This window comes from Paracoccus sp. (in: a-proteobacteria) (assembly GCF_047605025.1).
Lineage (GTDB): Bacteria > Pseudomonadota > Alphaproteobacteria > Rhodobacterales > Rhodobacteraceae > Paracoccus.
In genome coordinates, this window is the sequence record NZ_JASGGO010000003.1 from 119,968 (window position 1) to 145,463 (window position 25,496).

General features: G+C 67.9%; 28 protein-coding genes. 14 read left to right on the forward strand and 14 right to left on the reverse strand.

The window, feature by feature from the left end:
* The first annotated feature begins 28 nt into the window (after positions 1-28).
* Entirely contained in the window at positions 29-583 is a 555-nt protein-coding gene (locus QM682_RS03405) for a cytochrome b (RefSeq protein WP_415127099.1), read from the forward strand.
* A 48-nt stretch (positions 584-631) separates the two neighbouring features.
* Positions 632-964 (forward strand): DUF2794 domain-containing protein, encoded by a 333-nt coding sequence (locus tag QM682_RS03410; RefSeq protein ID WP_415127101.1) that lies wholly within the window; start codon positions 632-634, stop codon positions 962-964.
* 85 nt (positions 965-1,049) lie between these two features.
* Here the strand turns inward: QM682_RS03410 and QM682_RS03415 are convergent, their stop codons facing one another.
* The 7 genes from QM682_RS03415 to fsa all read right to left on the reverse strand — a co-directional run bounded on the left by QM682_RS03415 (position 1,050) and on the right by fsa (position 6,050).
* Entirely contained in the window at positions 1,050-1,979 is a 930-nt protein-coding gene (locus tag QM682_RS03415; protein WP_415127103.1) for an AEC family transporter, read from the reverse strand.
* The gene (locus QM682_RS03420) at positions 1,972-2,205 is read right to left on the reverse strand and encodes a sulfurtransferase TusA family protein (RefSeq protein WP_415127105.1); all 234 of its coding nucleotides are present in this window, start codon (positions 2,203-2,205) and stop codon (positions 1,972-1,974) included. The genes QM682_RS03415 and QM682_RS03420 overlap by 8 nt, the downstream gene beginning before the upstream one ends.
* Positions 2,202-2,720, reverse strand: a complete 519-nt coding sequence (locus tag QM682_RS03425) for a DUF2478 domain-containing protein (protein ID WP_415127107.1) — start codon at positions 2,718-2,720, stop codon at positions 2,202-2,204. Before QM682_RS03425 ends, QM682_RS03420 begins: the two co-directional genes overlap by 4 nt.
* Positions 2,721-2,837: 117 nt before the next feature.
* Positions 2,838-3,596 (reverse strand): TSUP family transporter, encoded by a 759-nt coding sequence (locus QM682_RS03430; RefSeq protein ID WP_415127109.1) that lies wholly within the window; start codon positions 3,594-3,596, stop codon positions 2,838-2,840.
* Positions 3,597-3,739: 143 nt separating this feature from the next.
* Positions 3,740-4,690, reverse strand: coding sequence for a tyrosine recombinase XerC (locus tag QM682_RS03435; protein ID WP_415127111.1), 951 nt, complete (start codon positions 4,688-4,690; stop codon positions 3,740-3,742).
* Positions 4,687-5,397: a DUF484 family protein gene (locus QM682_RS03440; protein ID WP_415127113.1), complete on the reverse strand. Its 711-nt coding sequence runs from the start codon at positions 5,395-5,397 to the stop codon at positions 4,687-4,689. Before QM682_RS03440 ends, QM682_RS03435 begins: the two co-directional genes overlap by 4 nt.
* Entirely contained in the window at positions 5,397-6,050 is a 654-nt protein-coding gene (gene fsa, locus QM682_RS03445; protein WP_415127115.1) for a fructose-6-phosphate aldolase, read from the reverse strand. The genes QM682_RS03440 and fsa overlap by 1 nt, the downstream gene beginning before the upstream one ends.
* Before the next feature lie 204 nt (positions 6,051-6,254).
* On the opposite strand from fsa, the gene QM682_RS03450 reads away from it, so the two are divergent.
* Entirely contained in the window at positions 6,255-8,459 is a 2,205-nt protein-coding gene (locus QM682_RS03450) for a primosomal protein N' (RefSeq protein WP_415127117.1), read from the forward strand.
* A 43-nt stretch (positions 8,460-8,502) separates the two neighbouring features.
* Here QM682_RS03450 and QM682_RS03455 read toward each other — a convergent pair whose 3' ends face one another.
* On the reverse strand, positions 8,503-9,330 hold the full coding sequence (locus QM682_RS03455) for an LOG family protein (RefSeq protein WP_415127119.1): 828 nt from the start codon (positions 9,328-9,330) through the stop codon (positions 8,503-8,505).
* A 95-nt stretch (positions 9,331-9,425) separates the two neighbouring features.
* On the opposite strand from QM682_RS03455, the gene dapD reads away from it, so the two are divergent.
* Entirely contained in the window at positions 9,426-10,250 is an 825-nt protein-coding gene (gene dapD, locus QM682_RS03460; RefSeq protein WP_415127121.1) for a 2,3,4,5-tetrahydropyridine-2,6-dicarboxylate N-succinyltransferase, read from the forward strand.
* Positions 10,251-10,348: 98 nt separating this feature from the next.
* Positions 10,349-10,597, forward strand: a complete 249-nt coding sequence (locus QM682_RS03465; protein ID WP_415127123.1) for a GlsB/YeaQ/YmgE family stress response membrane protein — start codon at positions 10,349-10,351, stop codon at positions 10,595-10,597.
* Between the two features lie 60 nt (positions 10,598-10,657).
* On the opposite strand, the gene QM682_RS03470 is transcribed toward QM682_RS03465, so the two are convergent.
* Positions 10,658-11,128: a YbaK/EbsC family protein gene (locus tag QM682_RS03470; protein ID WP_415127125.1), complete on the reverse strand. Its 471-nt coding sequence runs from the start codon at positions 11,126-11,128 to the stop codon at positions 10,658-10,660.
* 56 nt (positions 11,129-11,184) lie between these two features.
* Here QM682_RS03470 and QM682_RS03475 point away from each other — a divergent pair, with 56 nt between their 5' ends.
* The 7 genes from QM682_RS03475 (at position 11,185) to urtE (ending at position 19,025) form a co-directional block, all read left to right on the forward strand.
* Positions 11,185-11,520 carry a hypothetical protein gene (locus tag QM682_RS03475; RefSeq protein ID WP_415127127.1) on the forward strand — a complete coding sequence of 112 codons (336 nt, stop codon included), beginning with the start codon at positions 11,185-11,187 and terminating at the stop codon, positions 11,518-11,520.
* Between the two features lie 69 nt (positions 11,521-11,589).
* Positions 11,590-12,843: a lytic murein transglycosylase gene (locus QM682_RS03480; RefSeq protein WP_415127129.1), complete on the forward strand. Its 1,254-nt coding sequence runs from the start codon at positions 11,590-11,592 to the stop codon at positions 12,841-12,843.
* Between the two features lie 213 nt (positions 12,844-13,056).
* Positions 13,057-14,340, forward strand: a complete 1,284-nt coding sequence (urtA, locus tag QM682_RS03485) for an urea ABC transporter substrate-binding protein (RefSeq protein WP_415127131.1) — start codon at positions 13,057-13,059, stop codon at positions 14,338-14,340.
* Positions 14,341-14,392: 52 nt separating this feature from the next.
* Positions 14,393-16,339 (forward strand): urea ABC transporter permease subunit UrtB, encoded by a 1,947-nt coding sequence (gene urtB, locus QM682_RS03490; protein WP_415127133.1) that lies wholly within the window; start codon positions 14,393-14,395, stop codon positions 16,337-16,339.
* A 1-nt stretch (position 16,340) separates the two neighbouring features.
* Positions 16,341-17,573, forward strand: coding sequence for an urea ABC transporter permease subunit UrtC (gene urtC / locus QM682_RS03495; protein WP_415127135.1), 1,233 nt, complete (start codon positions 16,341-16,343; stop codon positions 17,571-17,573).
* Positions 17,570-18,313, forward strand: a complete 744-nt coding sequence (urtD, locus tag QM682_RS03500; protein WP_415127137.1) for an urea ABC transporter ATP-binding protein UrtD — start codon at positions 17,570-17,572, stop codon at positions 18,311-18,313. The genes urtC and urtD overlap by 4 nt, the downstream gene beginning before the upstream one ends.
* A 1-nt stretch (position 18,314) precedes the next feature.
* The gene (gene urtE / locus QM682_RS03505; RefSeq protein ID WP_415127139.1) at positions 18,315-19,025 is read left to right on the forward strand and encodes an urea ABC transporter ATP-binding subunit UrtE; all 711 of its coding nucleotides are present in this window, start codon (positions 18,315-18,317) and stop codon (positions 19,023-19,025) included.
* Between the two features lie 57 nt (positions 19,026-19,082).
* Here urtE and QM682_RS03510 read toward each other — a convergent pair whose 3' ends face one another.
* A complete protein-coding gene (locus tag QM682_RS03510; RefSeq protein WP_415127141.1) occupies positions 19,083-19,397 on the reverse strand; it encodes a DMT family transporter in 315 nt (104 codons plus the stop codon).
* A gap of 285 nt (positions 19,398-19,682) precedes the next feature.
* Between QM682_RS03510 and QM682_RS03515 the strand changes: the two genes are divergently transcribed.
* Both QM682_RS03515 and QM682_RS03520 read left to right on the forward strand, forming a co-directional pair.
* The gene (locus QM682_RS03515; protein WP_415127143.1) at positions 19,683-20,015 is read left to right on the forward strand and encodes a hypothetical protein; all 333 of its coding nucleotides are present in this window, start codon (positions 19,683-19,685) and stop codon (positions 20,013-20,015) included.
* A 2-nt stretch (positions 20,016-20,017) separates the two neighbouring features.
* Positions 20,018-20,686, forward strand: a complete 669-nt coding sequence (locus QM682_RS03520) for a hypothetical protein (RefSeq protein ID WP_415127145.1) — start codon at positions 20,018-20,020, stop codon at positions 20,684-20,686.
* Positions 20,687-20,704: 18 nt separating this feature from the next.
* Here QM682_RS03520 and QM682_RS03525 read toward each other — a convergent pair whose 3' ends face one another.
* Genes QM682_RS03525 through gpmI form a run of 4 tightly spaced genes read right to left on the reverse strand, consistent with a single transcriptional unit; the run spans position 20,705 to position 25,396 of the window.
* Entirely contained in the window at positions 20,705-21,199 is a 495-nt protein-coding gene (locus tag QM682_RS03525) for an RNA pyrophosphohydrolase (protein ID WP_415127147.1), read from the reverse strand.
* Entirely contained in the window at positions 21,196-22,611 is a 1,416-nt protein-coding gene (locus QM682_RS03530; protein ID WP_415127149.1) for a S41 family peptidase, read from the reverse strand. The genes QM682_RS03525 and QM682_RS03530 overlap by 4 nt, the downstream gene beginning before the upstream one ends.
* 22 nt (positions 22,612-22,633) lie before the next feature.
* Positions 22,634-23,869 (reverse strand): murein hydrolase activator EnvC family protein, encoded by a 1,236-nt coding sequence (locus QM682_RS03535; RefSeq protein WP_415127151.1) that lies wholly within the window; start codon positions 23,867-23,869, stop codon positions 22,634-22,636.
* A gap of 3 nt (positions 23,870-23,872) precedes the next feature.
* Positions 23,873-25,396 (reverse strand): 2,3-bisphosphoglycerate-independent phosphoglycerate mutase, encoded by a 1,524-nt coding sequence (gpmI, locus tag QM682_RS03540; protein WP_415127153.1) that lies wholly within the window; start codon positions 25,394-25,396, stop codon positions 23,873-23,875.
* Positions 25,397-25,496: the final 100 nt, after the last annotated feature.

Consider the following 25,496-nt stretch of genomic DNA (forward strand, 5'->3'; position numbering starts at 1 on the left):
TTTCCTAGATTTCGACGGGCAAGGAGCCATGAGAACGATCCCGATTCGCGACACCAAGGATCTTTACGGGCGCGTCACCCGGTTGCTGCACTGGACCATCGCGGCGCTGATGCTGTGGCAATTCGTCGGCATGGGGCTGCGGCTGGCACTGGGGCGCACGCCGCTGGTCTCGTTCTTCGTCTTCTCGCATCAGAAGGTCGGCGCGGCGCTGTTCGTGCTGATCGTGCTGCGCGCGCTATGGGCGCTGTCCAATCGCGGCCACCGCCCGGAACATGGCACGGGCCTGCTGGGCCTGGCCGCGCGGCTTGGGCATCTGGCTTTGTATCTGGTGATGGCGCTGGTGCCTTTGGCGGCATTGCTGCGCGCCTACGGCTCGGACAGACCCTTCGCGCCCTTCGGTTTCCAGATCTTTCCCGGCCACGCCCAGCCCATCGGCTGGATGGTGGATTTCGGCAATGCCCTGCATGGAGAGGCCGCCTGGGTGCTTCTTGCGCTGATCGCGGGCCATGTGGCGATGGTCGGCGTGCATCAGGGCATGTGGCGCGACGGCACGCTGCAACGCATGGCGGGCCGTCCGCGCTAGACCGCTTTTCCATTTGATGTGTGGTGCCTTCGGTGTCACCATCGGGGCATGAACATGCCCTTCGGCTTTCCCCAGGATCAGGATCGGGTGGCTTTCGACCGGGCCGAGCTTGGCGTGATCCTTGGCCTTTACGGCCGCATGGTCGCGGCGGGGGAATGGCGCGACTACGCCATGTCCTTCCTGCGCGAGATGGCGGTCTTCTCGGTCTTTCGCCGTGCCGCCGAACATCCGCTATACCGGATCGAGAAGCGCCCCCGCCTGCGCATGGCGCAGGGTCAATATGCGGTGATCGGCATGGACGGGCGCATCCTCAAGCGCGGCAACGACCTTGCGGCGGTGCTGCGCGTGCTGGAGAAAAAGCTGATCCGCCCCGTCGACTGAGCCGCCGGACGCCTTCTGTCGGACGCCTTCTGCCGGGCGCCTTCTGCCGGATGGCCATACCCGGATCGCGCGGCCGGCGAAAGCCTTAGCCCTTCGTGATCCAGTGGATCACCACGGGAACGGTGGCGATGCTTGCCGCCGTCGAAATCAGCACCGCGGCCGAGACGCGCTGCACCGCCAGGCCGAAATGCTGCGCCAGGATATAGACATTGCCCGCGACGGGCAGGCTGGCCGCCGCGATCATGGCGCCGGCGGCGAAAGGCTCGACATCGAAGAACCACAGCGCCGCGATGCCCACGGCCAGGGGATGCAGGACCAGCTTGGCCGCGCTTAGCCCCAGGGCCGGACCCAGCCGGTCGGCCCGGCGCCCGGTCAGGCTGGCGCCGATGGCGAACAGCGCCCCCGGCGTGGCCGCGCCGCCCAGGATCGCCATGTAGTCCCGCGCCGGGCCGGGCAAGGGCAGCGCCAGCCCCGACCAAAGCAGCCCCGCCAGCATCGAGACGATCATCGGGTTCGCGACCAGCCCCCGCCCCAGGGGCAACAGCGACGCAAACGAGATCCGCCCCCGCCCCGCCGCCGCCACGATCAGCGTGATCAGCGAGGAAAACACCAGCATGTCGATGGTCAGCACCATCAGCACCGGCCCGACCGCCCCCGGTCCCAGCAGCACGACAAGCATCGGCACGCCCAGAAAGCCGGTATTGCCGGTGATGGCGGCATGGGCCTGCATCGCGGCTGCGGGCAAAGGTTCGGCCCGCAGGCGCGCCGCTCCGAAGGCCAGGGCCCAAAGCGTCAGCGAGCCGGCCAGATAGGCCAGCACGAATTGCGGATCGAAAAGCTCGGCCAGATCCAGCGTCGCGGCAAAGCGGAACAACATCGCCGGCAGGGCGAAGTAGAAGACGAATTTCGTCAGCCAGGCCGTCGCCTGGGGCGGAAAGAAGCCCCCGCGCCCCGCCAGCCAGCCGGTGCCGATCAGCAGGAAAAAGGGCAGGGTCTTCAGGAAGATCTCAAGCATCTGGGCCGCGTTCGACGGTATATTCGGTTTCGCCCGGCGCGGTCTCGCGGGTCAGGATCAGCAGATGGCCGGATTGCGCGCAGAAATGCGGCACGTCGATCGCCGCCGCGCGGTCGGTCGCGACCAGGGTGACGCGGGCGCCGGGGGCCAGGGCAAGCAGGCGCTTGCGCAGACGCAGGACCGGCAGGGGACATAGAAGTCCGCGCGCATCGACCCGTTCGCTCATGCGGCGGTTTGGGCCAGCGCCCAGTCGATCAGCGCGTCGCGCGCCACGGGCTGGGCCAGATCGCCCGCGAACTCGTGAAATGCCGCCCATTGCCCGGCCGGGACCGCCAGCAGGACCGGCACGCCCCGCGCCAGCGCCTGGGCGATGAATTCGCGAAAGCCTCGGCCATGGCATTCCTGCTTGCCGAACTTGTTGACGATGACCAGATCGGCGCCGCGCGCCAGCGCCGCCTCGGCCCGGCCCACGGCCTGGGCGAAGGCGCCGGCGTCCAGCCGGCAGCTTTCGGCGCAATTGCCGAGGTCCTGCGAGATGCGGATCACCGCCCCGTCGCCCAGGATGCGCAGGTCCATGTCGCAGGCCCGGCCCTCGCCGCGATCCAGATTGTCCTGCACCGCGCCCGCCAGCCGCAACCCCCGCGCTTCCAAGGCGTGGGCGGTCGCCGAAAGCAGCCGGTCGGCGGCGCCGGGGCGTCCTTCGGAGTCCTCCTCCGGCGCCATGGTCAGAAAGCCCAGCATCGCACCCACCGTTTCGCCCACCGCTTCGGGCCGAGCATAGTCGGGGCGGCAGCGGGCGCAACGGGGTCCTGTCGCCTTGTGAGCCCTTGCGCCGCTTCCGGCGGATGGGGGCGAAAGTTAGAACAGTGGCCAGCTTAGCCGCAGCGCGAGGCCGGCCGAGGTGACGACCAGAAGCGGCTTGATCACCCGCGCGCCGATCCGCATGGCCAGCCGCGATCCCAGGCTTGCGCCCGCGATCTGGGCCACCGCCATCAACGCCCCCAGCAGCCAAAGCGGCTTGCCCACCGCCGCGAAGGCCACCAGCCCGCCCAGATTGGAAGCCAGATTCAGAAACTTGGTATGGGCCGTCGCCTTCAGCACGCCGTAGCCCGCCAGCATCACGAAGCCCAGCATCAGGAAGGCGCCGGTGCCCGGACCCAGCAGCCCGTCGTAAAAACCGATCAGCGGCACGAATGTCGCGGCGAATACGACGGGGGTGACGCGCTCGGTCCGGTCCAGATCCCCAAGCCCCGGCTTCAGGGCGAAGAAAAGCGCGATCCCGATCAGCAGCACCGGCAGCAGATGGCGCAGGAGGTCCGTGGGCACGGCCGAGACGCAAAGCGCGCCGATCAGTCCGCCCGCGAAGGCCATCGCGCCCGCCCCGATCTGGCGGCGCGGATCGACCAGCCCGCGCCTTGCGTAGGACCATGCCGCCGTGGCCGCCCCGAAGGTGCCCTGCACCTTGTTCGTCGCCAGCGCCTGGGCCGGAGGGACCCCCGCCAGCATCAGCGCCGGCACCGTGATCAGGCCGCCGCCCCCGGCGATGGCATCGACGAATCCGGCGGCGAAGGCGGCGCCGACCAGCATGAGCACGAGATGAAGGGACAGGTCCAGCATGGTAAGCCTGATGCCGCCCGCGCGCCCTATTGTAAAGGCCGGCGCGGGTTGGGGGCGTCGCATGGGTATTTGGAAAACGAAGAAGGGCAGGGGGCTTGCGCGGCGACCTTCGATTTTCCTGCCGCGGGATCCTGGCCGGGCGCTTAGGCGCGGGGGTGGGCGGAGCGGTAGACGGAAAGCAGATGCGCGTCGTCGACCCCGGTATAGACCTGCGTGGTCGACAGGCTGGCATGGCCCAGCAATTCCTGGATCGTGCGCAGATCGCCCCCCGCCGCCAGCAGATGCGTGGCGAAGCTGTGACGCAGGGCATGGGGGGTGGCGCTGGCCGGCAGGCCTAGGGCCTGGCGCAGGTTGCGCATGACCTGGTCCAGCACCGAGGCGCTGAGCCGCCCACCCCTGGCGCCGCGGAAGAGCGGCTCTTCGGGGGCGAGGGGCCAGGGCGACAGGCGCAGATATTCCGCGATGGCATCGCGCGCGACGGGCAGGATCGGCACCTGGCGTTCCTTGCCGCCCTTGCCGCGAATCATCAGCACTTCGCGCAGGGGCCAGTCGCGGCCGTGCAGCGCCAGCGCCTCGGAGATGCGCAGTCCCGAGCCGTAGAGCAGCGTCAGCACCGCCGCGTCGCGGGCCGCGATCCAGGCGGTCGGATGCGTGGTGCCCGCAAGGTCGAGCACCGCCTTCGCCTGGGGCACCGCCAGCGGGCGGGGCAGCGAGCGGGTGAATTTCGGGCTGCGCGAGGCCAGCGGCTTCGAGGCGTCGAAGCCATGGCGGTCGGACATCCAGCGCAGGAAGCTGCGCACCGCCGAGAGCCTGCGGGCCAGCGAGCGGGGGGAAAGGCCGCGCTCGCGCTCGGCCGCGGCGAAGGCGCGCATGTCGGATTGGGTGAGTTCCCCAAGGTTCCCAGGCAGGGCCGGGCCGCCGTGATAGCCGCCCAGGAAGGCCAGGAAGGCCAGCACATCCGCCTGATAGGCGGTGATCGTATGGGCCGAGCGATCACGGGCGGATTTTTCGCTGTCGAGCCAGCGGCGCAGGTTCTCGGCCATCAGGGGCGCGAGCGCCAGGGGGGGCGGAGCCTGATCGCCGCGTGGTTTCATTCGCGCAGCCAGCCGATCAGCACCAGGCGGAAGACCTGGGCGAAGAAGCGCAGAAGGTCGGTGCCCTGGGCCGGGCTGAAGCGGGCCTGTTCGGTCGAGCCCATCAGCAGCAGCGCCGGGAAGCGGCCGGGGCCGAGTTCGATCGGCAGCAGCGCCTCGGAGCGGATGGGGGCGCGTGCCTCGCCGTGAAGGGGCAGGGTCTGGGGCGCCACGCCGCGCAGGATGATGTCGTCGGCGCGGGGCGCCCGGCGCCCGCCCGCGATCAGTTCGGCCATGGTCGCGGTGGGCACGATGCGCAGCGGTCCCGAAATGCGCGGCGGCTGTTCGGCGCTGTCCGAGGCCATGATCAGCCGCAATGTCTCGATGCGCAGGATCGGCGCGACATTGCTTTCCAGATTGTCCAGAAAAGCCTCGAAATCCAGCGGCTCGAGAAGCGAGAGCACGGCGCGGTGGACGGTGTTCATCCCCGTCTGGTTCTCGTAGGCGGTCGAGATGACCGATTCATGCGTGGCTTCGAGGCGGTCCAGCCGTGCCTCCAGCGCCTGCATGGCCAGGCCCCGGATGTCCACGACATTCTCGCCCAATGTGGCGTCGCGTGCGCCGATCAGCGCACGCATCAGTTCGCGGTCGGCCAGGATCAGCTCGGGCTGGCCCAGCAACCGGGCGCGCAGATCCTCGGGCAGGTTCGGCACCGCGTCCTGTGCCATCAGCCGATTTTCTGCCCGGTCTTGGCCCAGTCGGCGTTGAACTGGTCAAGACCCTTGTCGGTCAGGACGTGGTTCACCATGCCCTTGATCACGGCGGGGGGCGCGGTGATCACGTCGGCGCCGATGCGGGCGGCGTCGGTGATGTGGTTCACCGAGCGGATCGAGGCGGCCAGGATCTGGGTCTTGTAGTCGTAATTGTCGTAGATGGTGCGGATATCCTCGATCAGTTGCATGCCGTCCAGGTTGATGTCGTCCATGCGGCCGATGAAGGGGCTGATGAAGGTCGCGCCGGCCTTGGCGGCCAGGATCGCCTGCGCGGCCGAGAAGCACAGCGTGACGTTGACCATATGGCCTTCGCCGCTGAGGACCTTGCAGGCTTTCAGCCCGTCCCAGGTCAGCGGCACCTTGACGGTGATGTTCGGGGCGATCTTGGCCAGAAGCTTGCCTTCGCGGATCATGTCATCGGCATTCGCGGCCACGACCTCGGCGCTGACCGGGCCGCTGACGATTTCGCAGATCTCTTTCGTGACCTCGATGATGTCGCGGCCGGATTTCAGGATCAGCGAGGGGTTGGTGGTCACACCATCGACCATGCCCAGGTCGTTCAATTCGCGGATGGCGGCGGTATCGGCGGTATCGACGAAGAATTTCATGTTCTGGCCCCTCCTTAGGCGTTCGCCGCAGGTTTAGCGCATAACATCCGGGTCTGGAAGGGCGGGTCGCAGGGATTCGCGCCCTGCTTGCAGGTCCGGTCGCGCCCGTGGCACAGTCCGGCCCGCACAAGATCAGGAGTCCGCCATGCCCGCCTTTGCTTCCGGTCCCATCGAGATCGGCCCGGCGCCGCCTTCGCTGCTGGCATGACCGACCGGCCGCCGTTCTATCCGCATGGCGCGCGCATCGCGGTGCTGACGCAGGAGGTCGTGGGCATTCTCGACTATCTCGCGCCCGAGGGGGGCGTGCGGCTGGGGCAGCTTGTGGTGGTGCCGCTGGGGCCGCGCCGGGTCATGGGCGCGGTCTGGGGCCAGGGGGTGGGCGATTTCGACGCGGCCAGGCTGCGCCCGGTGGCGCGGCTGATCGACGCCCCGCCCTTCACGCCCCAGATGATCGAGTTCCTGGAGCGGATGGGGGAATACACGCTGACGCCGCTGCCCTCGATGCTGCGCATGGCGACGCGGGCGCCGGATCTGGACCAGCCCCCCGGAGCGCGCCGTCTGATCCACCGCGCCGGCCCCCCGCCCGAACGCATGACCGATGCCCGCGCCGCCGTTCTGCGGGTGATCGAGGATCATGGCGGCGCGGGCTTCGGTCCCGCCGAACTGGCCCAGCTTGCCGGGGTCGGCGCGGGCGTGGTCCAGGGCCTTCTTCGCGCCGGGACGCTGGCCGAGACGCTGGCCCCGCGCGACCTGCCCTATCCGCGGCTGGACCCCGACCTGCCGGGCAAGCCCCTGGCCCCCGACCAGCAGGAGGCCGCCGACGGCCTGCGCGCCGCCATGGGCCGCCGCGCTTATGGCACCACGCTTCTGCGCGGTGTGACCGGCTCGGGCAAGACCGAGGTTTATCTGGAAGCCGTCGCCGAATGCCTGCGCCAGGGGCGGCAGGCGCTGGTTCTGCTGCCCGAGATCGCCCTGTCCTCGGAATTCCTGGATCGGGTCGAGGCGCGTTTCGGCGCCCGTCCCGGCGAATGGCATAGCGGCATCACCCGAAGCGAGCGGCGGCGCCTTTGGACCATGGCCGCGACGAACCATGCGGGGCTGGTCGTCGGCGCGCGTTCGGCCCTGTTCCTGCCCTTTGCCGATCTGGGCCTGATCGTCGTCGATGAGGAGCACGATTCCAGCTATAAGCAGGAGGATGTGGTCTTTTACAGTGCCCGCGACATGGCGGTGCTGCGGGCAAGCCTGTGCCGGGCGCGGGTGGTGCTGGCCTCGGCCACGCCCTCGGTCGAAAGCTGGGTGAATGCGGGGCAGGGGAAATATGCCCGCATCGACCTGCGCGCCCGCTATGGCAGCGCCGAACTGCCCGAGATGGGGGCGATCGACCTGCGCGCCGCCGAGATGGAGAAGGGCCGCTGGATCAGCCCCCGCCTGGAGGCCGAGATCCGCGCCCGCCAGGCCAGGGGCGAGCAGTCGCTGCTGTTCCTGAATCGGCGCGGCTATGCCCCGATCACGGCCTGCCGCGCCTGCGGCCAGCAGGTCGGCTGCGACCAATGCGACGCCCGCATGGTCGAGCATCGTTTCCAGAACCGGCTGGTCTGCCACCAATGCGGCGAGACGAAGCCCATTCCCGTCATCTGCCCCGCCTGCGGAGCCGAGGGCAGGATGACCGCCATCGGTCCCGGCGTCGAGCGTCTGGCCGAAGAGGTGGCCGCGCGCTTTCCCGATGCCCGCGCCTCGGTCCTGTCCTCGGACCTGTTCCACTCGGCCCGCGCGCTGAAAGACGCCATCGCCCGGATCAGCGCGGGCGAGACGGACATCATCATCGGCACGCAGATCGTCGCCAAGGGCCACAACTTCCCGCGCCTGACGCTGGTTGGGGTGATCGACGCCGATCTGGGCCTGCAAGGCGCCGATCTGCGCGCCGCCGAGCGTTCCTTTCAACTGATGCGCCAGGTCGCCGGCCGCGCGGGCCGCGAGGGCGGCGAGGCGCGGGGCTTGGCGCTGTTGCAGACCCACCAGCCCGAGCATCCGGTGATCCGCGCCATCCTCTCGGGCCGGGACGAGGAGTTCTGGGATGCCGAGGCCGCGCAGCGCCAGGCGGCCGGGATGCCCCCCTTCGGGCGGCTGGCGGGGATCATCCTGTCGCATCCCGATCAGCCCGTGGTCGAAAACCATGCCCGCGCCCTTGCCGCCTGCGCCGAGCCCCTGGCCCGCATCGGGGCCGAGCTATGGGGGCCGGCGCCCGCGCCCATCGCCCGCATCCGGGGCCGCTACCGCGTCCGGCTGCTGATCCGCGCCGCGCGCCAGGCCCCGCTTCAGCAGGCCATCTCGCAATGGCTGGCCCGCGCGCCCAAAGCCCCCGGCAACCTGCGGCTGTCGGTGGATGTGGACCCGATGAGCTTTCTTTAGCCGATCCGGGGATGCCCGCCCGCGCCGGGCCGCCGCATGGCTTTCAGGGGCAGGGCGGCGCCCAGGCGTCGATGATGGCGATGGCTTCCTCGGCGGTTTCGACGAAGCTGATCAGGTCCAGATCCTCGGGGCTGACGGTGCCGGCATCGGCCAGGGCCTGCCAGTTGATCACCTTGCGCCAGAATGCCGCCCCGAAGAGGATGAAGGGAATGCGGGTCATCCGGCGCGTCTGGATCAGGGTCAGCGCCTCGAACATCTCGTCCAGCGTGCCGAAGCCGCCGGGAAAGACCGTCACGGCCTTGGCCCTCATCAGGAAATGCATCTTCCTGATCGCGAAGTAGTGGAAGTTGAAGCACAGGTCCGGCGTCACATAGGCGTTCGGCGTCTGCTCGTGCGGCAGCACGATGGACAGCCCGATCGAGATGCCCCCGGCCTCGGCCGCGCCCTTGTTGCCGGCCTCCATCACGCCGGGGCCGCCGCCGGTGCAGATCACGTTCTCGGCGCCATAGGTCTCAAGGCTGCGCTGGGTCATCAGGCGGGCGAATTTCCGCGCTTCGGTATAATAATGCGACAGGCCTGCAAGCTCGGGGGTGCGGGCGGTGTCGCGCGCCTCGGGCGCGGGGATGCGGGCGCCGCCGAACATCACCACGGTCGAGCGCACGCCGCGCGCATCCATCACCATCTGCGGCTTCAGCAGTTCAAGTTGCAGCCGCACCGGGCGCAGTTCGTCGCGCAGCAGGAATTCCGTGTCGGTGAATGCCAGCCGATAGGCGGGTGCGCGGGTCTGGGGCGTCTCGGGCATATGCCGCGCGGCCTGGGCATCCTGCTGGCTGTCGCGGATGGGGTGGTTGCGCTTGTCTTCTTCGATCATCGAAACCTCTGGCAGGGGCTGGGCGCGGATTGCGCGTCCGCACCCCCCGGCTTATAGCCCTTGGGTGACAGTTTCCACCCGAGAGAGGCCCGCACATGTCGAATGACGCCCTTGAAGCCGCCGTCGAATCCGCCTGGGAGATCCGCGACCAGATCACCCCCGCCACCAAGGGCGAGAGCCGTGAGGCCGTCGAGGCGGTGCTGGAAGCTTTGGACAAGGGCGCGCTGCGCGTCGCCGAAAAGCGCGGCTCCGACTGGCATGTGAACCAATGGGCGAAAAAGGCCGTGCTGCTGGGCTTTCGCCTCAAGGACATGGAAATCCACGCCGGCGGCCCGCAGAATGGCGGCTGGTGGGACAAGGTCGACAGCAAGTTCGCCGGCTGGGGCGAGGACCGCTGGCGCGAGGCCGGTTTCCGCGCCGTGCCGAACTGCATCGTGCGCAAGTCGGCCCATATCGCCAAGGGCGTGGTGCTGATGCCCAGCTTCGTGAACCTGGGCGCCTATGTCGACGAGGGCACGATGGTCGACACCTGGGCCACGGTCGGTTCCTGCGCGCAGATCGGCAAGAACGTCCACCTGTCGGGCGGCGTCGGCATCGGCGGCGTGCTGGAGCCGATGCAGGCCGGCCCGACGATCATCGAGGACAACTGTTTCATCGGGGCGCGGTCCGAGGTGGTGGAGGGCTGCATCGTGCGCGAAGGCTCGGTCCTGGGCATGGGCGTCTTCATCGGCAAATCCACCAAGATCGTGGATCGCGAGACAGGCGAGATCATGTATGGCGAGGTGCCGGCCGGCTCGGTCGTGGTCGCGGGCTCGTTGCCCTCGAAGAACGGGGTGAACCTTTACTGCGCGGTGATCGTCAAGCGGGTGGACGCGCAGACGCGCTCGAAAACCTCGATCAACGAGCTGCTGCGCGACTGAAACCGTTGCAATGCGGCATCGGTCGAGGCGTTGCGTGAAACCTGGGGCGGGCCGTCCGCGTTAGAGCGGCGGAACCCCGCTTTCACAGGAGATCGCACATGCAGGGCTTGGGTTGGATCGCCGCCATCATCGTCGGCGGTCTTGCGGGCTGGATCGCCAGCAATATCATGAAGGCCGATACGGGCCTGTTCCTTAACATCATCCTGGGCATCGTCGGCGCCATCGTCGCCAATGCCCTGCTGGGCGTGTTCGGCGTGCATTTCGCGGCAGGAAGCTGGCTGGCGCAGGGCTTTGCCGGGCTGATCGGCGCGGTCATCCTGATCTGGCTGAAACGCGCGATCAGCTAGGCGCCGGGCGGGCATGCTCTGCAAGGGGCGGGTTTTCCCGCCCCTTCGCCATTGCCGCGATCAGGCGGTGAAATCCGCCGCCTGCGCGCCCGTCACGCGGATCAGATCGCCGGGCGCGATGGCAAAAAGATGACGCGGCGTGCCCGCCGCCGCCCAGACCCGATCGAAATCCATCAGGCGCGGATCGACAAAGGCGGCAAGCGGGCGCAGATGGCCGAGCGGCGCCACGCCGCCGATGGCAAAGCCGGTCTCGGCCCGGATCAGCCCCGCATCGGCCTTGCCCAGCGGCTGACCGGCCAGCGCCGTCGCCTTGGCCGGATCGACCCGGTTGCCGCCGGCGGTCAGGAACAGCACGACATGGCCGCTGTCCTCGCCGCGAAAGATGATCGACTTGGCGATCTGATCGACGGCGCAGCCCACCGCCGCCGCCGCGCCCTCGGCGGTGCGGGCGCTGTCGTCGGTCTCGTGGATCTCGACCGCCAGCCCCGCCGTTTCCAGCGCCGCCCGCACCCGTTTCAGGCTCTTGCTCATTGTGCCCTCCGGCCGTTTCGGGCGATATGACGGCAAATCGCAGCAAAGGAAAAGCCATGGCGCAGCAGGTCTATACGCTTCTGGTCCAGGTCGGGCGCGCCAAGGATGACGGGTTGCCCGCCGACGCCTCGGGCGCGGCGCTGGTCTGTTATGCCTCGGGCAAGGACGAGGCCGAGGCGGTGCGCGAGACGGTCGCGATCCTGAAGCAGGCGGGGCTGGCGCCGCTGGACGTGACCGGGCATGGCACCATCGACGAGCGCCTGGCCGAGGGCCATGAGATCCCCGCCGAGGAACGCGCCCTGATGGACCGCGCCCTGGCCGAGAACGCGGTGATCGTGGCCCAGATGGAGCCGCTTTACGGCGAGGACGAGGATGAGGACGGCCAGGACTGACTGGCCAGCCTCGCCTTGCTGCGCTAGACTGCCTGCAACCAGAACAAGAGCACGGGACGGACAGGCAGAATGACCAGACGCTACTCTCGGATCGCCGCCGCGATGCTGCTGACCCTTGCGGTCGCGGGCTGCGGCGTCTCGATGAACCGTGCGCCGCAGGTCGCGGGCGGGGGCTATTTCGGCGGGTTGCCCACGGCGGGCGGCGTGGGATCCGAGGCGGGTTTCCAGAACTGGGTGCAAAGCTTCCGTCCGCGCGCGATTGCCGCAGGCATCCAGCCGGGCGTCTTCGACAGCGCCATGGCCGACGCGCATTTCATGCCCAGCCTGATCGCGCTGGACCGCAAGCAAAGCGAGTTCTCGAAGCCGGTCTGGGAATATCTGGACGGCGCCATCGGCTCGCGCGGGGCGACGGGCCGGGCCAAGGCCGCGCAGTATTCCGGCACGCTTTCGGCGATCGAGGCCCGCTATGGCGTCCCGCGCGAGGTGGTGCTGGCCGTCTGGGGGATGGAGTCGAATTTCGGCACGGGTCGCGGCAGCACCCGCATCGTGCCGGCGCTGGCGACGCTGGCCTATGACGGGCGGCGGGGCGAATTCTTCGCCGGCGAACTGGTCGCGGCGCTGCGCATCATCCAGTCGGGCGACGTGGACAGCGCGCATATGGTGGGAAGCTGGGCGGGCGCCATGGGGCATACGCAGTTCATGCCCTCGTCCTTCCTGTCCCACGCGGTCGATTTCAACGGCGACGGCCGGCGCGACATCTGGTCCGACGATCCGACCGACGCGCTGGCCTCGACCGCGCATTACCTGCGCCAGAATGGCTGGCAGCCCGGCCAGGCATGGGGCGCCGAGGTCGTGCTGCCGCAGGGCTTCGACTATAACCAGGTCAGCAAATCCGTGGTGAAATCCGGTAGCCAATGGGCGGCGATGGGGGTGCGGACGGCGAATGGCGCGGCCGTCCCCTCGGGCGCGATCATCGCGCCGGCGGGCGCGCGCGGCCCGGCATTCCTGATCACCGAGAATTTCCGCGCCATCCTGAAATACAACGCCTCGGACAGCTATGCCCTGGCGGTCAGCTATCTGGGCGAGGCCATCGCGGGCCGTCCCGGCATAAGGGGCGCCTGGCCGCGCGGGGACCGCCCCCTGTCCACCAGCGAAAAGTCCGAGGTGCAGCGCCTGTTGATGGCCAGGGGCTTTGACACCGGCGGCGTGGACGGCAAGCTTGGCGCGAAATCGGTCGAGGCGGTCAAGTCCTTCCAGAGATCGCGCGGAATGGTGCCGGATGGCTATGCCGACAGCACGTTGCTTGCGCATCTGCGCGGCTAACGGGGCCCAAGGCTGAAAGGGCGGCGCCAGGGCCGCCCTTTTCGATTCACGCCTGCCCCCGCGCCGAACAAGATGGCTGATATTTAATCACACTTCGAGGCAGTTCAGAATTTCGTGATCCGCTTCTGCCTTTCTTATTGGCAGCCTGTCAGGCGACTGCCCTGATCCCTTATGCCGCCCCGCGGCGTCATGATCACAACAGGGAAAACAGGGATGAACAGGTTTACATGCGCCATGGCCACGGTCGCGCTGTCCGCGGGCCTTGCCGGCTCGGCTTTGGCGCAGGACGACACGATCAAGATCGGCGTGCTGCATTCGCTGTCCGGCACCATGGCGATTTCCGAGACGACGCTGAAGGATACCGTCCTGATGATGGTGGACCAGCAGAACGCCAAGGGAGGGGTCCTGGGCAGGAAGATTGAGGCCGTCGTGGTGGACCCCGCCTCGGACTGGCCGCTTTTCGCGGAAAAGGCGCGCGAACTGATCTCGGTCAACGGGGTCGATGCGATTTTCGGCTGCTGGACCAGCGTAAGCCGCAAGTCCGTCCTGCCGGTGATCGAGGAACTGAACGGGCTGCTTTTCTATCCGGTGCAATATGAGGGCGAGGAATCCTCGAAGAACGTGATCTATACCGGCGCCGCCCCGAACCAGCAGGCGATCCCGGCCGTCGATTACATGATGGACGAGCTTGGCGTCGAGAAATGGGCGCTGCTGGGCACCGATTACGTCTATCCGCGCACGACGAACAACATTCTGGACGCCTATCTGAAGGGCAAGGGCGTGGCGGCTGGCGACATCTTCGTCAACTACACCCCGTTCGGCCATTCCGACTGGTCCAAGATCGTGGCCGATGTGGTCGCGCTTGGCGCGGATGGCAAGAAGGTGGGGGTCGTCTCGACCATCAACGGCGATGCCAATATCGGTTTCTACAAGGAACTGGCGGCGGCGGGCGTCTCGGCCGACGATATTCCGGTCATGGCATTCTCGGTCGGGGAAGAGGAACTGGCGGGCCTGGATACGACGAACCTGGTCGGCCACCTGGCGGCCTGGAACTATTTCGAATCCGCCGACACGCCGGAAAACAAGGCATTCATCGAGGAATGGCACAAGTTCACCGGCAACGACAAGCGCGTGACCAACGACCCGATGGAGGCCACCATGATCGGCTTCAACGCCTGGGTCGCGGCGGTGGAAAAGGCCGGCTCGACCGATACCGACAAGGTGCTTGACGCCATCGTCGGCGTCGAGGTGCCGAACCTGACCGGCGGCCAGGCCAAGGTGCTGCCGAACCACCATCTGACCAAGCCCGTGCTGATCGGCGAGATCCGCAAGGATGGTCAGTTCGACATCGTTAGCCAGACCCCCGAAGTGGCCGGTGACGCCTGGACCGACTTCCTGCCCGAAAGCGCCAAGCTGGACAGCGACTGGCCGGGCAAGAAATGCGGCATGTGGAACACCGAAACGAATAGCTGTGTCCAGGTGAAATCGAACTACTGACCTTCGGGGCGGCGCGTGACGCCGCCCCGCGCTTCCCTGCCCGAGGATTTTCATGCGCATTTTCCTGATTGCCCTGGCGCTGGTGGCGCTGGTTCTGCCGCACGCGGCGCGCGCCCAAGGCCCCGACCTGGCTGCGGTCGTCGCCCAGTATCACGACCAGATCGAGAAGCCCTCGCGCCAGACGGTCGAGCCGGTGGTCGCCGCCATCGCCGCGACCGGCCCGCAGGGGGCGGCGCTGCTGCAAGCCTGGGGCGACCGGCTGCTGGGGCTGCGCAAATCCGACGGGCTGCTGGTCATCGTCGCGCCCGATGGCGACGCGCTGAAGCTGACCGATGCCGCGACCGGGGCCGATCTGGGCAGCGTGCCGGAAAGCGATGTGACGCTGCTGCGCCCGAATTCGGGCGTGCGCGGGGTGATTTCGGCGGCGATGGCGGGATCGGCGCTGTCCGATCCAGATCGCAGGCGCCGGGTCGAGGCGCTGGACGCGCTGGCCCGCAAGGGTGACGCCGCCCAGCTTGCGCTGTTGCGGCAGGCGCTGGACGATCCCGATCCGGGCCTGGCCGCGCGCAAGGCCCGGCTGGAACGGTTGCTGACGATCCAATACGACGCCGACCCGGCCAGGCGCATCGCCGCCATCGAAAGCTTTGGCGGCGATAGTTCGCTGGACTTCCGCGCCAGCCTGAACCCGATCCTGGCCACCCGCCGCGTGGCGCTGGAAACCGTGCCGCCGGACGCCAATATCGCGGATGAACTGGTGCCGGGCGGCGACATTTCCCGCGATGCCGCCTATGCCATGCTGATCGAGGCGGGCCAGGCGCCGGCCCGGCTGACGCCCCAGGCCGAGCGGGCCACGCTGGCCCAGCATATCGTCAACGGTGCCGTGGGCGGCGTGCCCGTCGCGCAACTGGGCGACGAGGCGGCCCGCGACCGCGCCTATACCGCGCTGGAGCGGCAGGGCCTGGTCCAGCCCGCCGCCAGCGAGGCCGAGATGGACGCGGCGCTGGAGCGGTTCCATTTCCTGGATGTCTATGCCGAGCCGAATTCGGACGTGACCGCCGCCGCCCGCGCCGCCCTGCGCGGCACCGAAACCCGCATCGGCCTGATGCAGGCCGCCGATCTGTCGCTGGACGCGCTGTCCTTGGCCTCGATCTATTTCCTGGCCGCCATCGGCCTTGCCATCACCTTCGGCGTGATGGGCGTGATCAACATGGCGCATGGCGAATTCATCATGATGGGCGCCTATACCGGCTATGTCGTGCAGCAGTTCATCAGCGACCGCACGATCTCGTTGATCGTGGCGCTGCCGCTGGCCTTCGCGGTGACCTTCGCCGCCGGCGTCGCGCTGGAACGGCTGGTGATCCGGCACCTTTACAAGCGCCCGCTGGAAACGCTGCTGGCGACCTTCGGCGTCTCCATCGCGCTGCAACAATTGGCCAAGAACATCTTCGGCACGCAGGCGCGGCCGCTGACCTCTCCGGCCTGGCTGGATGGCGCGCTGGTCTTCAACGACATCGTGTCGATCAGCTATATCCGCATCGCGATCTTCGTCCTGGCGCTGGTCTTCCTGGGGCTTTACCTTTTCATCATGAACCGCACCCGGCTGGGGCTGGAGGTGCGCGCCGTGACCCAGAACCCCGGCATGGCGGCCAGCATGGGCATCAGCCCGGACCGCATCAACATGCTGACCTTCGGCCTTGGCTCGGGGATCGCGGGGATCGCCGGGGTCGCCATCGGGCTGTTCGCGAAAGTGACCTCGGAACTGGGCAGCGATTACATCGTGCAAAGCTTCATGACGGTCGTGGTGGGCGGTGTCGGCAATATCTGGGGCACGCTGGCCGGGGCCGCGCTGATCGGTTTCCTGCAAAAGGGGATCGAGTGGTTCAACCCGGCCAACACGCTGGCCGCGCAGACCTACATGATCCTGTTCATCATCATCTTCATCCAGTTCCGGCCGCGCGGCATCATCGCCGCCAAGGGCCGCGCCGCAGTGGGGGCCTAGGATGCGCAAACCGTTGGTTCTACGTCACCCCTCGATCCTGGTCTTTCTGGCCGTGCTTGCGGTCCTGACGCTGGGCGTCACCATCCTGTCGGCGGGCTACGGCACCGGCGTCATCTCGACCAGCATGGTCAAGACGCTGGGCAAGACGCTGTGCCTGGCGCTGGCCGCCGTCGCCATGGATCTGGTCTGGGGCTATGCCGGCATCCTGTCGCTGGGGCAGATGGCCTTTTTCGCGCTGGGCGGCTACATGATCGGCATGTGGCTGATGGTCGCCCGGACCCAGGGCATCGTCGCCGGATCGCTGGCGAACCTGCCGATCCCGCCGACCGAGGCCGAGATCGGCCAGGCCGTCGCCACCCAGATCTTCGGCGTCGTGGGCTCGGACCAGTTCCCGGTGATCTGGTTCCTGGCCGGCTCGCTTTGGGGGCAACTGGCGCTGGTAGTGCTGGTGCCGGGCCTGCTGGCGCTGGTCTTTGGCTGGCTGGCGTTCCGGTCGCGGGTGAACGGGGTCTATCTGTCGATCCTGACCCAGGCGATGACGCTGGCGCTGGCGCTTTACCTGTTCCAGAACGATTCCGGCCTGCGCGGCAACAACGGCCTTTCCGGCTTGCAGAACATCCCCGGCCTTGACGCGGTGCCGCAGGAACGGCTGTCGGTCTGGTTCTTCTGGGCCTCGGCGCTGGCGCTGGCGCTGGGCTATCTGCTGGTCTCCTGGGTCGCCTCGGGCAAGTTCGGCAGCGTCACCCGCGCCATCCGCGACGACGAGGCGCGGGTGCGCTTCCTGGGCTATTCGGTCGAAAGCTACAAGCTGGTGGTCTTTACCCTGGCCGCGATCATCACCAGCATCGCCGGCGCGCTTTACTACCCGCAGGCCGGGATCATCAACCCGGCCGAGCTTGCGCCCATCGCCTCGATCTATCTGGCGGTCTGGGTCGCGATCGGCGGGCGCGGGCGGCTTTACGGCGCGGTGATCGGCGCGGTCGTCGTCTCGATGCTGTCGAGCTGGTTCACCGGAGGCCGCGCGCCCGACCTGAACCTGGGCTTTTACACCGTCAAATGGGTCGATTGGTGGCAGGTGCTGCTGGGCCTCAGCTTCGTGCTGGTGACGCTGTTCGCGCCCAAGGGCATCGCCGGGATCTTCGATCTGCTGGAAGGGCTGCGGTCGCCGAAACGCGGCGGCGCGCCGCTTGGCCCGGACATGGGTTCGCTGCGGGAAAAGGAGGCCACGGAATGAGCGCGCTTCTGGAAGTGAATGGCATCTCGGTCAGCTTCGACGGCTTTCGGGCGATCAACAACCTGTCCTTCGCCATCGCCGAGTGCGAGCTTCGCGCCATCATCGGCCCGAACGGCGCCGGCAAGACCACCTTCATGGACATCGTTACCGGCAAGACCCGCCCGAACGAAGGGCAGGTGCTTTGGGGCGAGAACTCGAAAAGCCTGCTGAAGATGAACGAGGCGCAGATCGCGCGGGCGGGGGTCGGCCGCAAGTTCCAGCGCCCCACCGTCTTCGAGGACCAGACCGTGGCCGAGAACCTGACCATGGCGCTGAAGGCGGCGCGCGGGCCGTTCAGCGTGTTGTGGTGGAAACCGTCGGGCGGCAGCGATGCGCGCGTCGTGGAACTGGCGGCCGAGGTCGGTCTGGGCGAGCAGCTTCACCGCAAATCGGGAGAGCTAAGTCACGGGCAAAAACAGTGGCTTGAGATCGGCATGTTGCTGGCGCAAGAGCCGCGCCTGCTGCTGGTCGACGAGCCTGCCGCCGGGATGACGCTGGCCGAGCGGGAACTGACCACCTCGCTTCTGGTGCGGCTGGCCAGGAAGCACGCGGTCGTCGTGGTCGAACATGACATGGATTTCGTGCGGCGGCTGGATTGCAAGGTGACGGTGCTGCACGAAGGTTCGGTCCTGGCCGAGGGGTCGCTGGACCATGTGACGGCCAATCCGCAGGTCATCGAAGTCTATCTGGGAAGGGGCTGACATGCTGCAAGCCAATGGAATCACGTTGCATTACGGCGGCAGCCAGATCCTTTACGGCATCGACCTGATCGCGCGGCCGGGCGAAGTCACCTGCGTCATGGGCAATAACGGCGTCGGAAAGACCAGCCTTTTGAAGGTCTTGTCCGGCAGTCATCCGCGATCCGGCGGCACGCTGCGCCTGAACGGCGAAGAGTTGGGCCGGGTCAACGCCCAGGGCATGGCGGCGCGGGGCATCGGCTATGTGCCGCAGGGGCGGATGATCTTTCCGCTGCTGACCGTGCGCGAGAACCTGGAAACCGGCTTCGGCCTGCTGCCATCGGCCGAGCGCAAGATCCCGGACGAGATTTTCGAGCATTTTCCGGTTCTGGCCGAGATGTCGCATCGGCGGGGCGGGGATCTGTCGGGCGGGCAGCAGCAGCAGCTTGCGATTGCCCGCGCGCTGATCACCCGGCCCAAGGTGCTGCTTCTGGATGAGCCGACCGAGGGTATCCAGCCCAATATCATCCAGCAGATCGGGCGCGTGATCAAAGGCTTGCGCGACCGGGGCGACATGGCGATCGTGCTGGTCGAGCAGTTCTTCGATTTCGCCCATGACCTGGGCGACCACTTCCTGATGCTGGAGCGGGGCCGGGCGGTGATCTCGGGCAGCCGGGCCGAAATCCCGCGCGAGGTGCTGAAGGCGCGGCTGGCGGGTCTGGGCGCGGCGGCCTGACCCGATCAGCCCGCCCCAACAGTCCGCCCGAACAGTCCGCCCCAACAGTCCGGCCGATCAGCTTGAGAGCTTCATCAGCAGGATGCCGCCGATGATCAGCACGGCGGCCAGAAGGCGCAGGGGGCTAAGCGTCTCGCCCAGCAGAACCACGCCCAGGACGAAGGCGCCGACCGCGCCGATGCCGGTCCAGATCGTATAGGCCGTGCCCAGGGGCAGGGTGCGCATCGCGACGGCCAGCAGCCCGAAGCTGGCGATCATCCCCGTCAGCGTCACCACCGAGGGCCAGAGCAGGGTGAAGCCCTGGGACTTCTTCATCGCGAAGGCCCAGACGATTTCCAGCAGGCCCGCGACGACGAGTGAGATCCAGGCCATGTGTCTTTCCTGTGCCGGCGGGCCGTCCCGCTTGTTTTCCAATGCCCGAGCCGTCCCGAGGCGGTCATTATGGCAAGCCACGGCGGCGGGGCCAAGGCGCCGCCCGGTCGCGGCGCGAGGATGGTGGCGCGAAGGTGTTGGCGCGGCGGCAAGCACGGGGCGCCGGGATGCGCCAGCCCCTTGGGCGTGACCCATCGGACGCTTCTCCAAGGGCGGTTTTTCTGCTAGGATGCGGAACAAGCCCGTCCCGAAGTTTCCGTCCGCCCCATTCCCAGGAGATTGGCGATGAGCGTCGTCGGCAGCCTGACCATTGTTTTGAACATTCAGGTTCATGACGATGGCAGCATCACCTATCAGGCCAGCCCGACGCCCTCCGGCCCCCTCTCGGGCGCAGGGGCGGTCGTTGTGACTCCTGCGGCTCCGCCGGCCAGCGGGGATGCGAAGGATGCCGACGGTCCGATCTTCGTCAGCCCCGGCGACCTGTCCGCCTTGGTGCGCCGGCTTGCGCTGGGGCGTGGCGCGCTGACGCAGCACGAGGCCGAGCGCATGCTTTTGGACAGGCTGAGCGAGTTGAGGGCTGGGCCGGCGCAGGACCGCGAAGGCTCCGAGGAGCCTTAGGCATGGCGGAGGCGTCCGATCCCTTCGCCGCCGCCCGCGACAAGGTGCTGGAAACGGTCAAATGGCTGGCCTCGACCCTGGGGGCGGTCACCGGGGCGCTGGCGACGGGGATCGCGCTGACCGCTTTGCCCAAGCTGAGTGGCGCGGCCATGGAACGCGGCATCGTGCTGGGCGTCCTGGGCCTGGCCTGCCTGGGCGGCTGCATCGGCCTCCTGCTGTGGATCATGCTGAACCCGCCCGTCAGGCTGCGCGAGGTGCTGGCCGATGCGGGTCTGCGCGATCGGTTGATCGAACTGGTGCCGCGCGGCTATCCCGAGAACGAGGCCGGGCTGGATCTGTTCCTGGACCAGCATCGCAAGGCGGTCGCGCGGCTGGCGGACGCGAACCGGGCCTATGAGGCCACGGCGGCAGGCAGCCCGGAACGTGCCGACGCGTTGGGCAAGCAAAACAGCGCGGCCAAGGCCCTGGCGCCGTTCGAGGGCCAGATCGCCCGGTTGACCAGCTATGGCCATCTGCTGGTGCTGCGCCAGCGCGTCTATCGCGCGGTGCCGGCGCTGCTGTTGCTGAGCGTGATCGGGCTGGGATGCCTGTCGCGGATCGGGCTGGACATCGGCCGCGCGGATAGTCCGAAGCCGCCGGCCGGGCACAGCCTGACCATCGAATGGCGCTGATGCGCGAACTGGCGGGGGTCAGGCCAGATGCGCGCGGAAGTCGCGGAAGACCTGTTCATAGACCGCGCGCTTGAAAGAGACGATGCTGGCCAGAAGCTCGGCGGCGGGCATCCATTGCCAGCGGTCGAATTCCGGGTGCTCGGTCTGGATCCGCACATCGGCATCCGTGCCGAGAAAGCGCAGGGCCAGCCATTTCTGCTGCTGGCCGCCGAATCGGCCCTTCCAGACCTTGCCCAGAAGCTCGGGCGGCAGGTCATAGGTCACCCAATCCGGGCTTTCGGCCAGGATCTGGACCTTATCGGGGGAAATGCCGGTCTCTTCGACCAGTTCGCGCAGCGCGGCCTCGCGCGGGGTTTCGCCCGCGTCGATGCCGCCCTGGGGCATCTGCCAGGCATGACCGGGATTGTCGATGCGCTGCCCGGCAAAGACCAGGCCCGCGCCGTTGATCAACACCACGCCCGCGCAGGGCCGATAGGGCAGGCCCGAGGGGCCGAGCAATTCGCGTGCCGTCATTTCTTTTTCGCCCCTTGGCTGGTCGCGTCCTCGCCGGTGACGGCGGGTTTGGCGGCGTCGGGAACCTCGTCCGCGCGATAGCTGACCGCCGCGAGGCCCTTGAGGATATCGACAGCATAGGCGAGCTGATAATCCTCATCCCGCAGTTTGGCGGTGGCCTCGACCTGCTTGGCCTCGTCCTCGATCTGCTTCTTTTCCTCGTCGGAAACGGCGTCGTTGTTCAGCGCGCCGCGCAGATCGGCCTCGGAACTCAGGAACTTCGAATCGCTGCGGGGCTTGTCGGCATTTTCGTCGGCGGGCTTGGGCGCGGGCTGTTCGACGATGATGTCGGGCTGGATCCCCAGCGCCTGGATCGAACGTCCCGAGGGCGTGTAATAGCGCGCCGTGGTCAGCCGGATGGCGCTGTCCGAGGTCACGGGCATCACCGTCTGGACCGAGCCCTTGCCAAAGGATTTGGTGCCGACGACGATGGCGCGGCGATGGTCCTGCAATGCGCCGGTCACGATTTCCGAGGCCGAGGCCGAGCCGCCGTTGATCAGCACCACCATGGGCCGCCCCTGGGCCAGATCGCCGGTCTTGGCGTTCCAACGCTCGCTGTCTTCGGGTTTGCGGCCTCGGGTCGAGACGATCTCTCCCTTGTCGAGGAAGGCGTCCGAAACCTCGATGGCCTGGTTCAGCAGGCCGCCGGGGTTGTTGCGCAGGTCCAGGACGAAGCCCGTCACCTTCTCGATCCCGCCGGCCTCCTTGATGGCCTTTTCCATCTCGCTGCGCAGCGTGGACATGGTTTCGTCGTTGAATGTCGTGACGCGCAGGACGACCGCATGCCCCTCGATCCGGGTCTTGACCACGGTAAGCTTGATCACGTCGCGGGTCACGGTCAGGTCGAAGGGTTCTTTTTCGTCCTTGCGCAGGATGGTGATCTTGATGTCCGAGCCGACCGGGCCGCGCATCTTGTCCACCGCCTCGTCCAGCGACAGGCCCATCAGCGATTCGCCGTTCACATGGGTGATAAGATCGCCGGCCTTGACGCCGGCCTTGGCGGCGGGGGTGTCGTCGATGGGCGAGATGACCTTGACCAGCCCGTCCTCTTGCCCGACCTCGATGCCCAGGCCGCCGAAGCTGCCACGGGTCTGGGTCTGCATATCCTCGTAATCCTTGGCCGACAGGAACGAACTGTGCGGATCCAGCGATGTCAGCATGCCGTTGATCGCGGCCTCGATCAGCTTCTTGTCGTCCACCTGCTCGACATAATCGGCGCGGACGCGTTCGAAGACATTGCCGAACAGGTCCAACTGCTCATAGACCGAGGCGTTCCTACCGCTTTCCTGGGCGATCAGCGGTCCCGCGAATTGGGTGGCCACGACCGCGCCTGCAAGGGTGCCGATCGCGCCGGCCAGAAGGTAATGTTTCATTCCGTCTTTCCGTTCTGCCGGGTCAATCCTGGCCGGTTGTGTCCTGGGTTCTGTCCGTGCCCTGCGGGTCCATGATGGGATTCATCACGAACCACTCTGCCGGGTCCAGTGTTTCCTTGCCCTTGCGGAGTTCAACATACAGTGTTTCCGTCTGGCCCGCACCGCCCCCTTCGGCGGCATCCGCGACGAATTCGGCGCCGAATTCCTGGGCTGGAGGCTCGGTCCCGCCCATCAGGCCGACCGGCTCGCCCGCCGCCAGAACGTCGCCCGTCTCGCCGAAGACCTGGGCGAGGCCGGCGAAGATCATCAGATAGCCGCGCGCGGGTTCTAGGATCATGACGTTGCCATAGTCAAGAAGCGGGCCGCGATAGCGGATGGTCGCGGGCCAGGGCGTGGTGACCAGCGCCGCCGGGCCGGTGGCGATGACGATGCCCGGCCGCTCGACCCCCGCCGCGTCGGGCTGGTGATAGCGGCGCAGGATCGTTCCCAGCGCGGGCAGGGGCAGGCTTCCCTGCGCGCCCTCGAAATCGGCCATCGGGGGGCCGACATCCTGTTCCATCGAGGACAGGCCCGAGGCGAAGCTGTCCATCGTATCGGCGGATTTGATCAGTTGACGCAATTCCTCGGGGTCCTCGCCGAAGCGGGGCGGCAGGTCCGAGCGGTCGGTCGTGGCCGAGGCCAGCAGCCGGCGCGCCTCTTGCACCTGGCCCAGGCCCTGCGCCAGCGTATTCGCGGCATTAAGCTGGATGGTGCGGACGGCGCGGATTTCGTCCAGGTTCCGCTGCATCGCCGCCGCCTCGGCCTGAAGGCCCGGCGCGACCGAGGACAGGATCATCCCCGCCCGCGCCGAGGCTTCGGGGCCCGCGGGGTGCAGAAGCAGCATCGTCTCGGGCGATTGCTGCATCGAGGTCATCACGCCCAGGACCCGGCCCAGCTTGTCGCGGCGGGCGTCGAATTCGGCGCGGATTTCCTGCTCGCGGATACCTGCGCGGCGCAGTCCGTCGCGCAGGGCGGACAGCCCCTGCTCATAGGCGTGGATCATCTGGGTCAGCGAAGCGACCTGATCCTCCTTGCTCAGCGCGGCATCAAGCTGGCCGGTGGCGGCGCGCAGCATCTCGGCGGCCTGGGCGGCTTCCTCGGCGGCCTGGCTCAGCGCGGCGGCGCCCTGGTCCGAGGGGGCCGCGCTTTGCGCTGAAATCGCGGGTGCCAGCGTGGCCATCCCGGCGATCAGCGCGGGCAGAAGCAGCGTCCTGCGCACCGCTCAGCCCCGCGCGATCAACGAATGGCCGGTCATTTCCGGGGGCAGGTCCAGGCCCATCAGATCCAGCACCGTCGGCGCCACATCGGCCAGCCGCCCATCGGTCAGCCTGGCCCCGGCCGGGGCGCCGAAGACGACGACGGGAACGGGGTTCACGGTATGGGCGGTATGCGGGCCGCCGGTTTCGGGGTCGATCATCGTCTCGCAATTGCCATGATCGGCGATCACCACCGCCGCGCCGCCGGTTTGCTCCAGCGCGGCCAGCATCATGCCCAGGCCCTGGTCCACCGCCTCGCAGGCGCGGATGGCGGCGGGCAGGCTGCCGGTATGGCCCACCATGTCGGGGTTGGCGAAATTCACCACGATCAGATCATAGCCCGCATGGATCGCCTCGACCAGTTTCGCGCTGACCTCGGGCGCCGCCATCTCGGGTGCCAGGTCATAGGTGGCGACCTTGGGACTTTGCGGCATGAAACGGTCCTCGCCCGGCTCGGGCGCCTCTTTCCCGCCGTTCAGGAAGAAGGTGACATGGGGGTATTTCTCGGTCTCGGCCAGGCGGAACTGGCGCAGGCCCTTGGCCGCGACCCAGGCGCCCAATGTGTTCGCCACCTGCCGCTTGGGATAGGCGGCGCTCATGTAGGTGTTGTGGATGGCCGAGTAATCGACCATGCCCAAAAGCGCGGCCCATTGCGGGCGGGGGCCGGTGTCGAAGGCGTCGAAGCCGGGCTGACCGATCGCCGCCAGGATCTCGCGCGCGCGGTCGGCGCGGAAATTCAGGCAGAAGAAGCCGTCCCCGTCCCTGGCGCCTGCGTAATCGCCGATGAGGCTGGGCTGGATGAACTCATCCGTCTCGCCGCGCGCATAGGCGTCGGCGACGGCCTGCGCGGCGTCCGGCTCGGCCAGACCCTGGCCCTGGACCATGGCGGCATAGGCGCGGCCCACGCGCTCCCACCGATTGTCCCGGTCCATGGCGAAATAGCGGCCGATCACGGTGCCGATGCGCGCGCCGTCGGGCAGGTTGCCCTGCAATTCGGTGACAAAGCCCATGGCCGAACTGGGCGGCACGTCGCGCCCGTCGGTCACCGCATGGATCACCACCGGCACGCCCTTTTCCGCCACCGCGCGGGCGGCGGCGATGACATGCTGGATATGGCCATGCACGCCTCCGTCCGAGACCACGCCCATCAGATGCGCGGTGCCGCCCGTGGCCCGCAGCGTGTCGATGAACGCGCCCAGGCCGGTATTGGCATAGAAACTGCCATCCTCGATCGCCAGGTCGATCTGGCCCAGATCCATGGCGACGACGCGGCCGGCGCCGATATTGGTGTGGCCGACCTCGGAATTGCCCATCTGGCCGCGCGGCAGGCCGACATCGGGGCCATAGGTGATCAGCGTGCCATGCGGGCAGTCGCGCATCAGCCGGTCGAAATTGGGGGTGCGGGCCTGATCGGGCGCGCTCTGCTCGGGCCGGGTCGAGATGCCCCAGCCATCGAGGATGCACAGGACGACGGGTTTCGGATGGGTCATGGAAGCCTCGCTGACGGTCGGAATGCTTCTAAGGCCAAGGGGCGCGCGGGGCAAGGATCGCGGTGTCGGGCCGCATGATCCGGTCGCTCATCGGCTTGCG

Excerpts from the sequence above, each read along its gene's own strand:
- QM682_RS03405 (WP_415127099.1), top strand. The coding sequence starts at position 29 with ATGAGAACGATCCCGATTCGCGACACCAAGGATCTTTACGGGCGCGTC.
- QM682_RS03410 (WP_415127101.1), top strand. The coding sequence starts at position 632 with ATGAACATGCCCTTCGGCTTTCCCCAGGATCAGGATCGGGTGGCTTTC.
- QM682_RS03415 (WP_415127103.1), bottom strand. The coding sequence starts at position 1,979 with ATGCTTGAGATCTTCCTGAAGACCCTGCCCTTTTTCCTGCTGATCGGC.
- QM682_RS03420 (WP_415127105.1), bottom strand. The coding sequence starts at position 2,205 with ATGAGCGAACGGGTCGATGCGCGCGGACTTCTATGTCCCCTGCCGGTC.
- QM682_RS03425 (WP_415127107.1), bottom strand. The coding sequence starts at position 2,720 with ATGCTGGGCTTTCTGACCATGGCGCCGGAGGAGGACTCCGAAGGACGC.
- QM682_RS03430 (WP_415127109.1), bottom strand. The coding sequence starts at position 3,596 with ATGCTGGACCTGTCCCTTCATCTCGTGCTCATGCTGGTCGGCGCCGCC.
- QM682_RS03435 (WP_415127111.1), bottom strand. The coding sequence starts at position 4,690 with ATGAAACCACGCGGCGATCAGGCTCCGCCCCCCCTGGCGCTCGCGCCC.
- QM682_RS03440 (WP_415127113.1), bottom strand. The coding sequence starts at position 5,397 with ATGGCACAGGACGCGGTGCCGAACCTGCCCGAGGATCTGCGCGCCCGG.
- fsa (WP_415127115.1), bottom strand. The coding sequence starts at position 6,050 with ATGAAATTCTTCGTCGATACCGCCGATACCGCCGCCATCCGCGAATTG.
- QM682_RS03450 (WP_415127117.1), top strand. The coding sequence starts at position 6,255 with ATGACCGACCGGCCGCCGTTCTATCCGCATGGCGCGCGCATCGCGGTG.
- QM682_RS03455 (WP_415127119.1), bottom strand. The coding sequence starts at position 9,330 with ATGATCGAAGAAGACAAGCGCAACCACCCCATCCGCGACAGCCAGCAG.
- dapD (WP_415127121.1), top strand. The coding sequence starts at position 9,426 with ATGTCGAATGACGCCCTTGAAGCCGCCGTCGAATCCGCCTGGGAGATC.
- QM682_RS03465 (WP_415127123.1), top strand. The coding sequence starts at position 10,349 with ATGCAGGGCTTGGGTTGGATCGCCGCCATCATCGTCGGCGGTCTTGCG.
- QM682_RS03470 (WP_415127125.1), bottom strand. The coding sequence starts at position 11,128 with ATGAGCAAGAGCCTGAAACGGGTGCGGGCGGCGCTGGAAACGGCGGGG.
- QM682_RS03475 (WP_415127127.1), top strand. The coding sequence starts at position 11,185 with ATGGCGCAGCAGGTCTATACGCTTCTGGTCCAGGTCGGGCGCGCCAAG.
- QM682_RS03480 (WP_415127129.1), top strand. The coding sequence starts at position 11,590 with ATGACCAGACGCTACTCTCGGATCGCCGCCGCGATGCTGCTGACCCTT.
- urtA (WP_415127131.1), top strand. The coding sequence starts at position 13,057 with ATGAACAGGTTTACATGCGCCATGGCCACGGTCGCGCTGTCCGCGGGC.
- urtB (WP_415127133.1), top strand. The coding sequence starts at position 14,393 with ATGCGCATTTTCCTGATTGCCCTGGCGCTGGTGGCGCTGGTTCTGCCG.
- urtC (WP_415127135.1), top strand. The coding sequence starts at position 16,341 with ATGCGCAAACCGTTGGTTCTACGTCACCCCTCGATCCTGGTCTTTCTG.
- urtD (WP_415127137.1), top strand. The coding sequence starts at position 17,570 with ATGAGCGCGCTTCTGGAAGTGAATGGCATCTCGGTCAGCTTCGACGGC.
- urtE (WP_415127139.1), top strand. The coding sequence starts at position 18,315 with ATGCTGCAAGCCAATGGAATCACGTTGCATTACGGCGGCAGCCAGATC.
- QM682_RS03510 (WP_415127141.1), bottom strand. The coding sequence starts at position 19,397 with ATGGCCTGGATCTCACTCGTCGTCGCGGGCCTGCTGGAAATCGTCTGG.
- QM682_RS03515 (WP_415127143.1), top strand. The coding sequence starts at position 19,683 with ATGAGCGTCGTCGGCAGCCTGACCATTGTTTTGAACATTCAGGTTCAT.
- QM682_RS03520 (WP_415127145.1), top strand. The coding sequence starts at position 20,018 with ATGGCGGAGGCGTCCGATCCCTTCGCCGCCGCCCGCGACAAGGTGCTG.
- QM682_RS03525 (WP_415127147.1), bottom strand. The coding sequence starts at position 21,199 with ATGACGGCACGCGAATTGCTCGGCCCCTCGGGCCTGCCCTATCGGCCC.
- QM682_RS03530 (WP_415127149.1), bottom strand. The coding sequence starts at position 22,611 with ATGAAACATTACCTTCTGGCCGGCGCGATCGGCACCCTTGCAGGCGCG.
- gpmI (WP_415127153.1), bottom strand. The coding sequence starts at position 25,396 with ATGACCCATCCGAAACCCGTCGTCCTGTGCATCCTCGATGGCTGGGGC.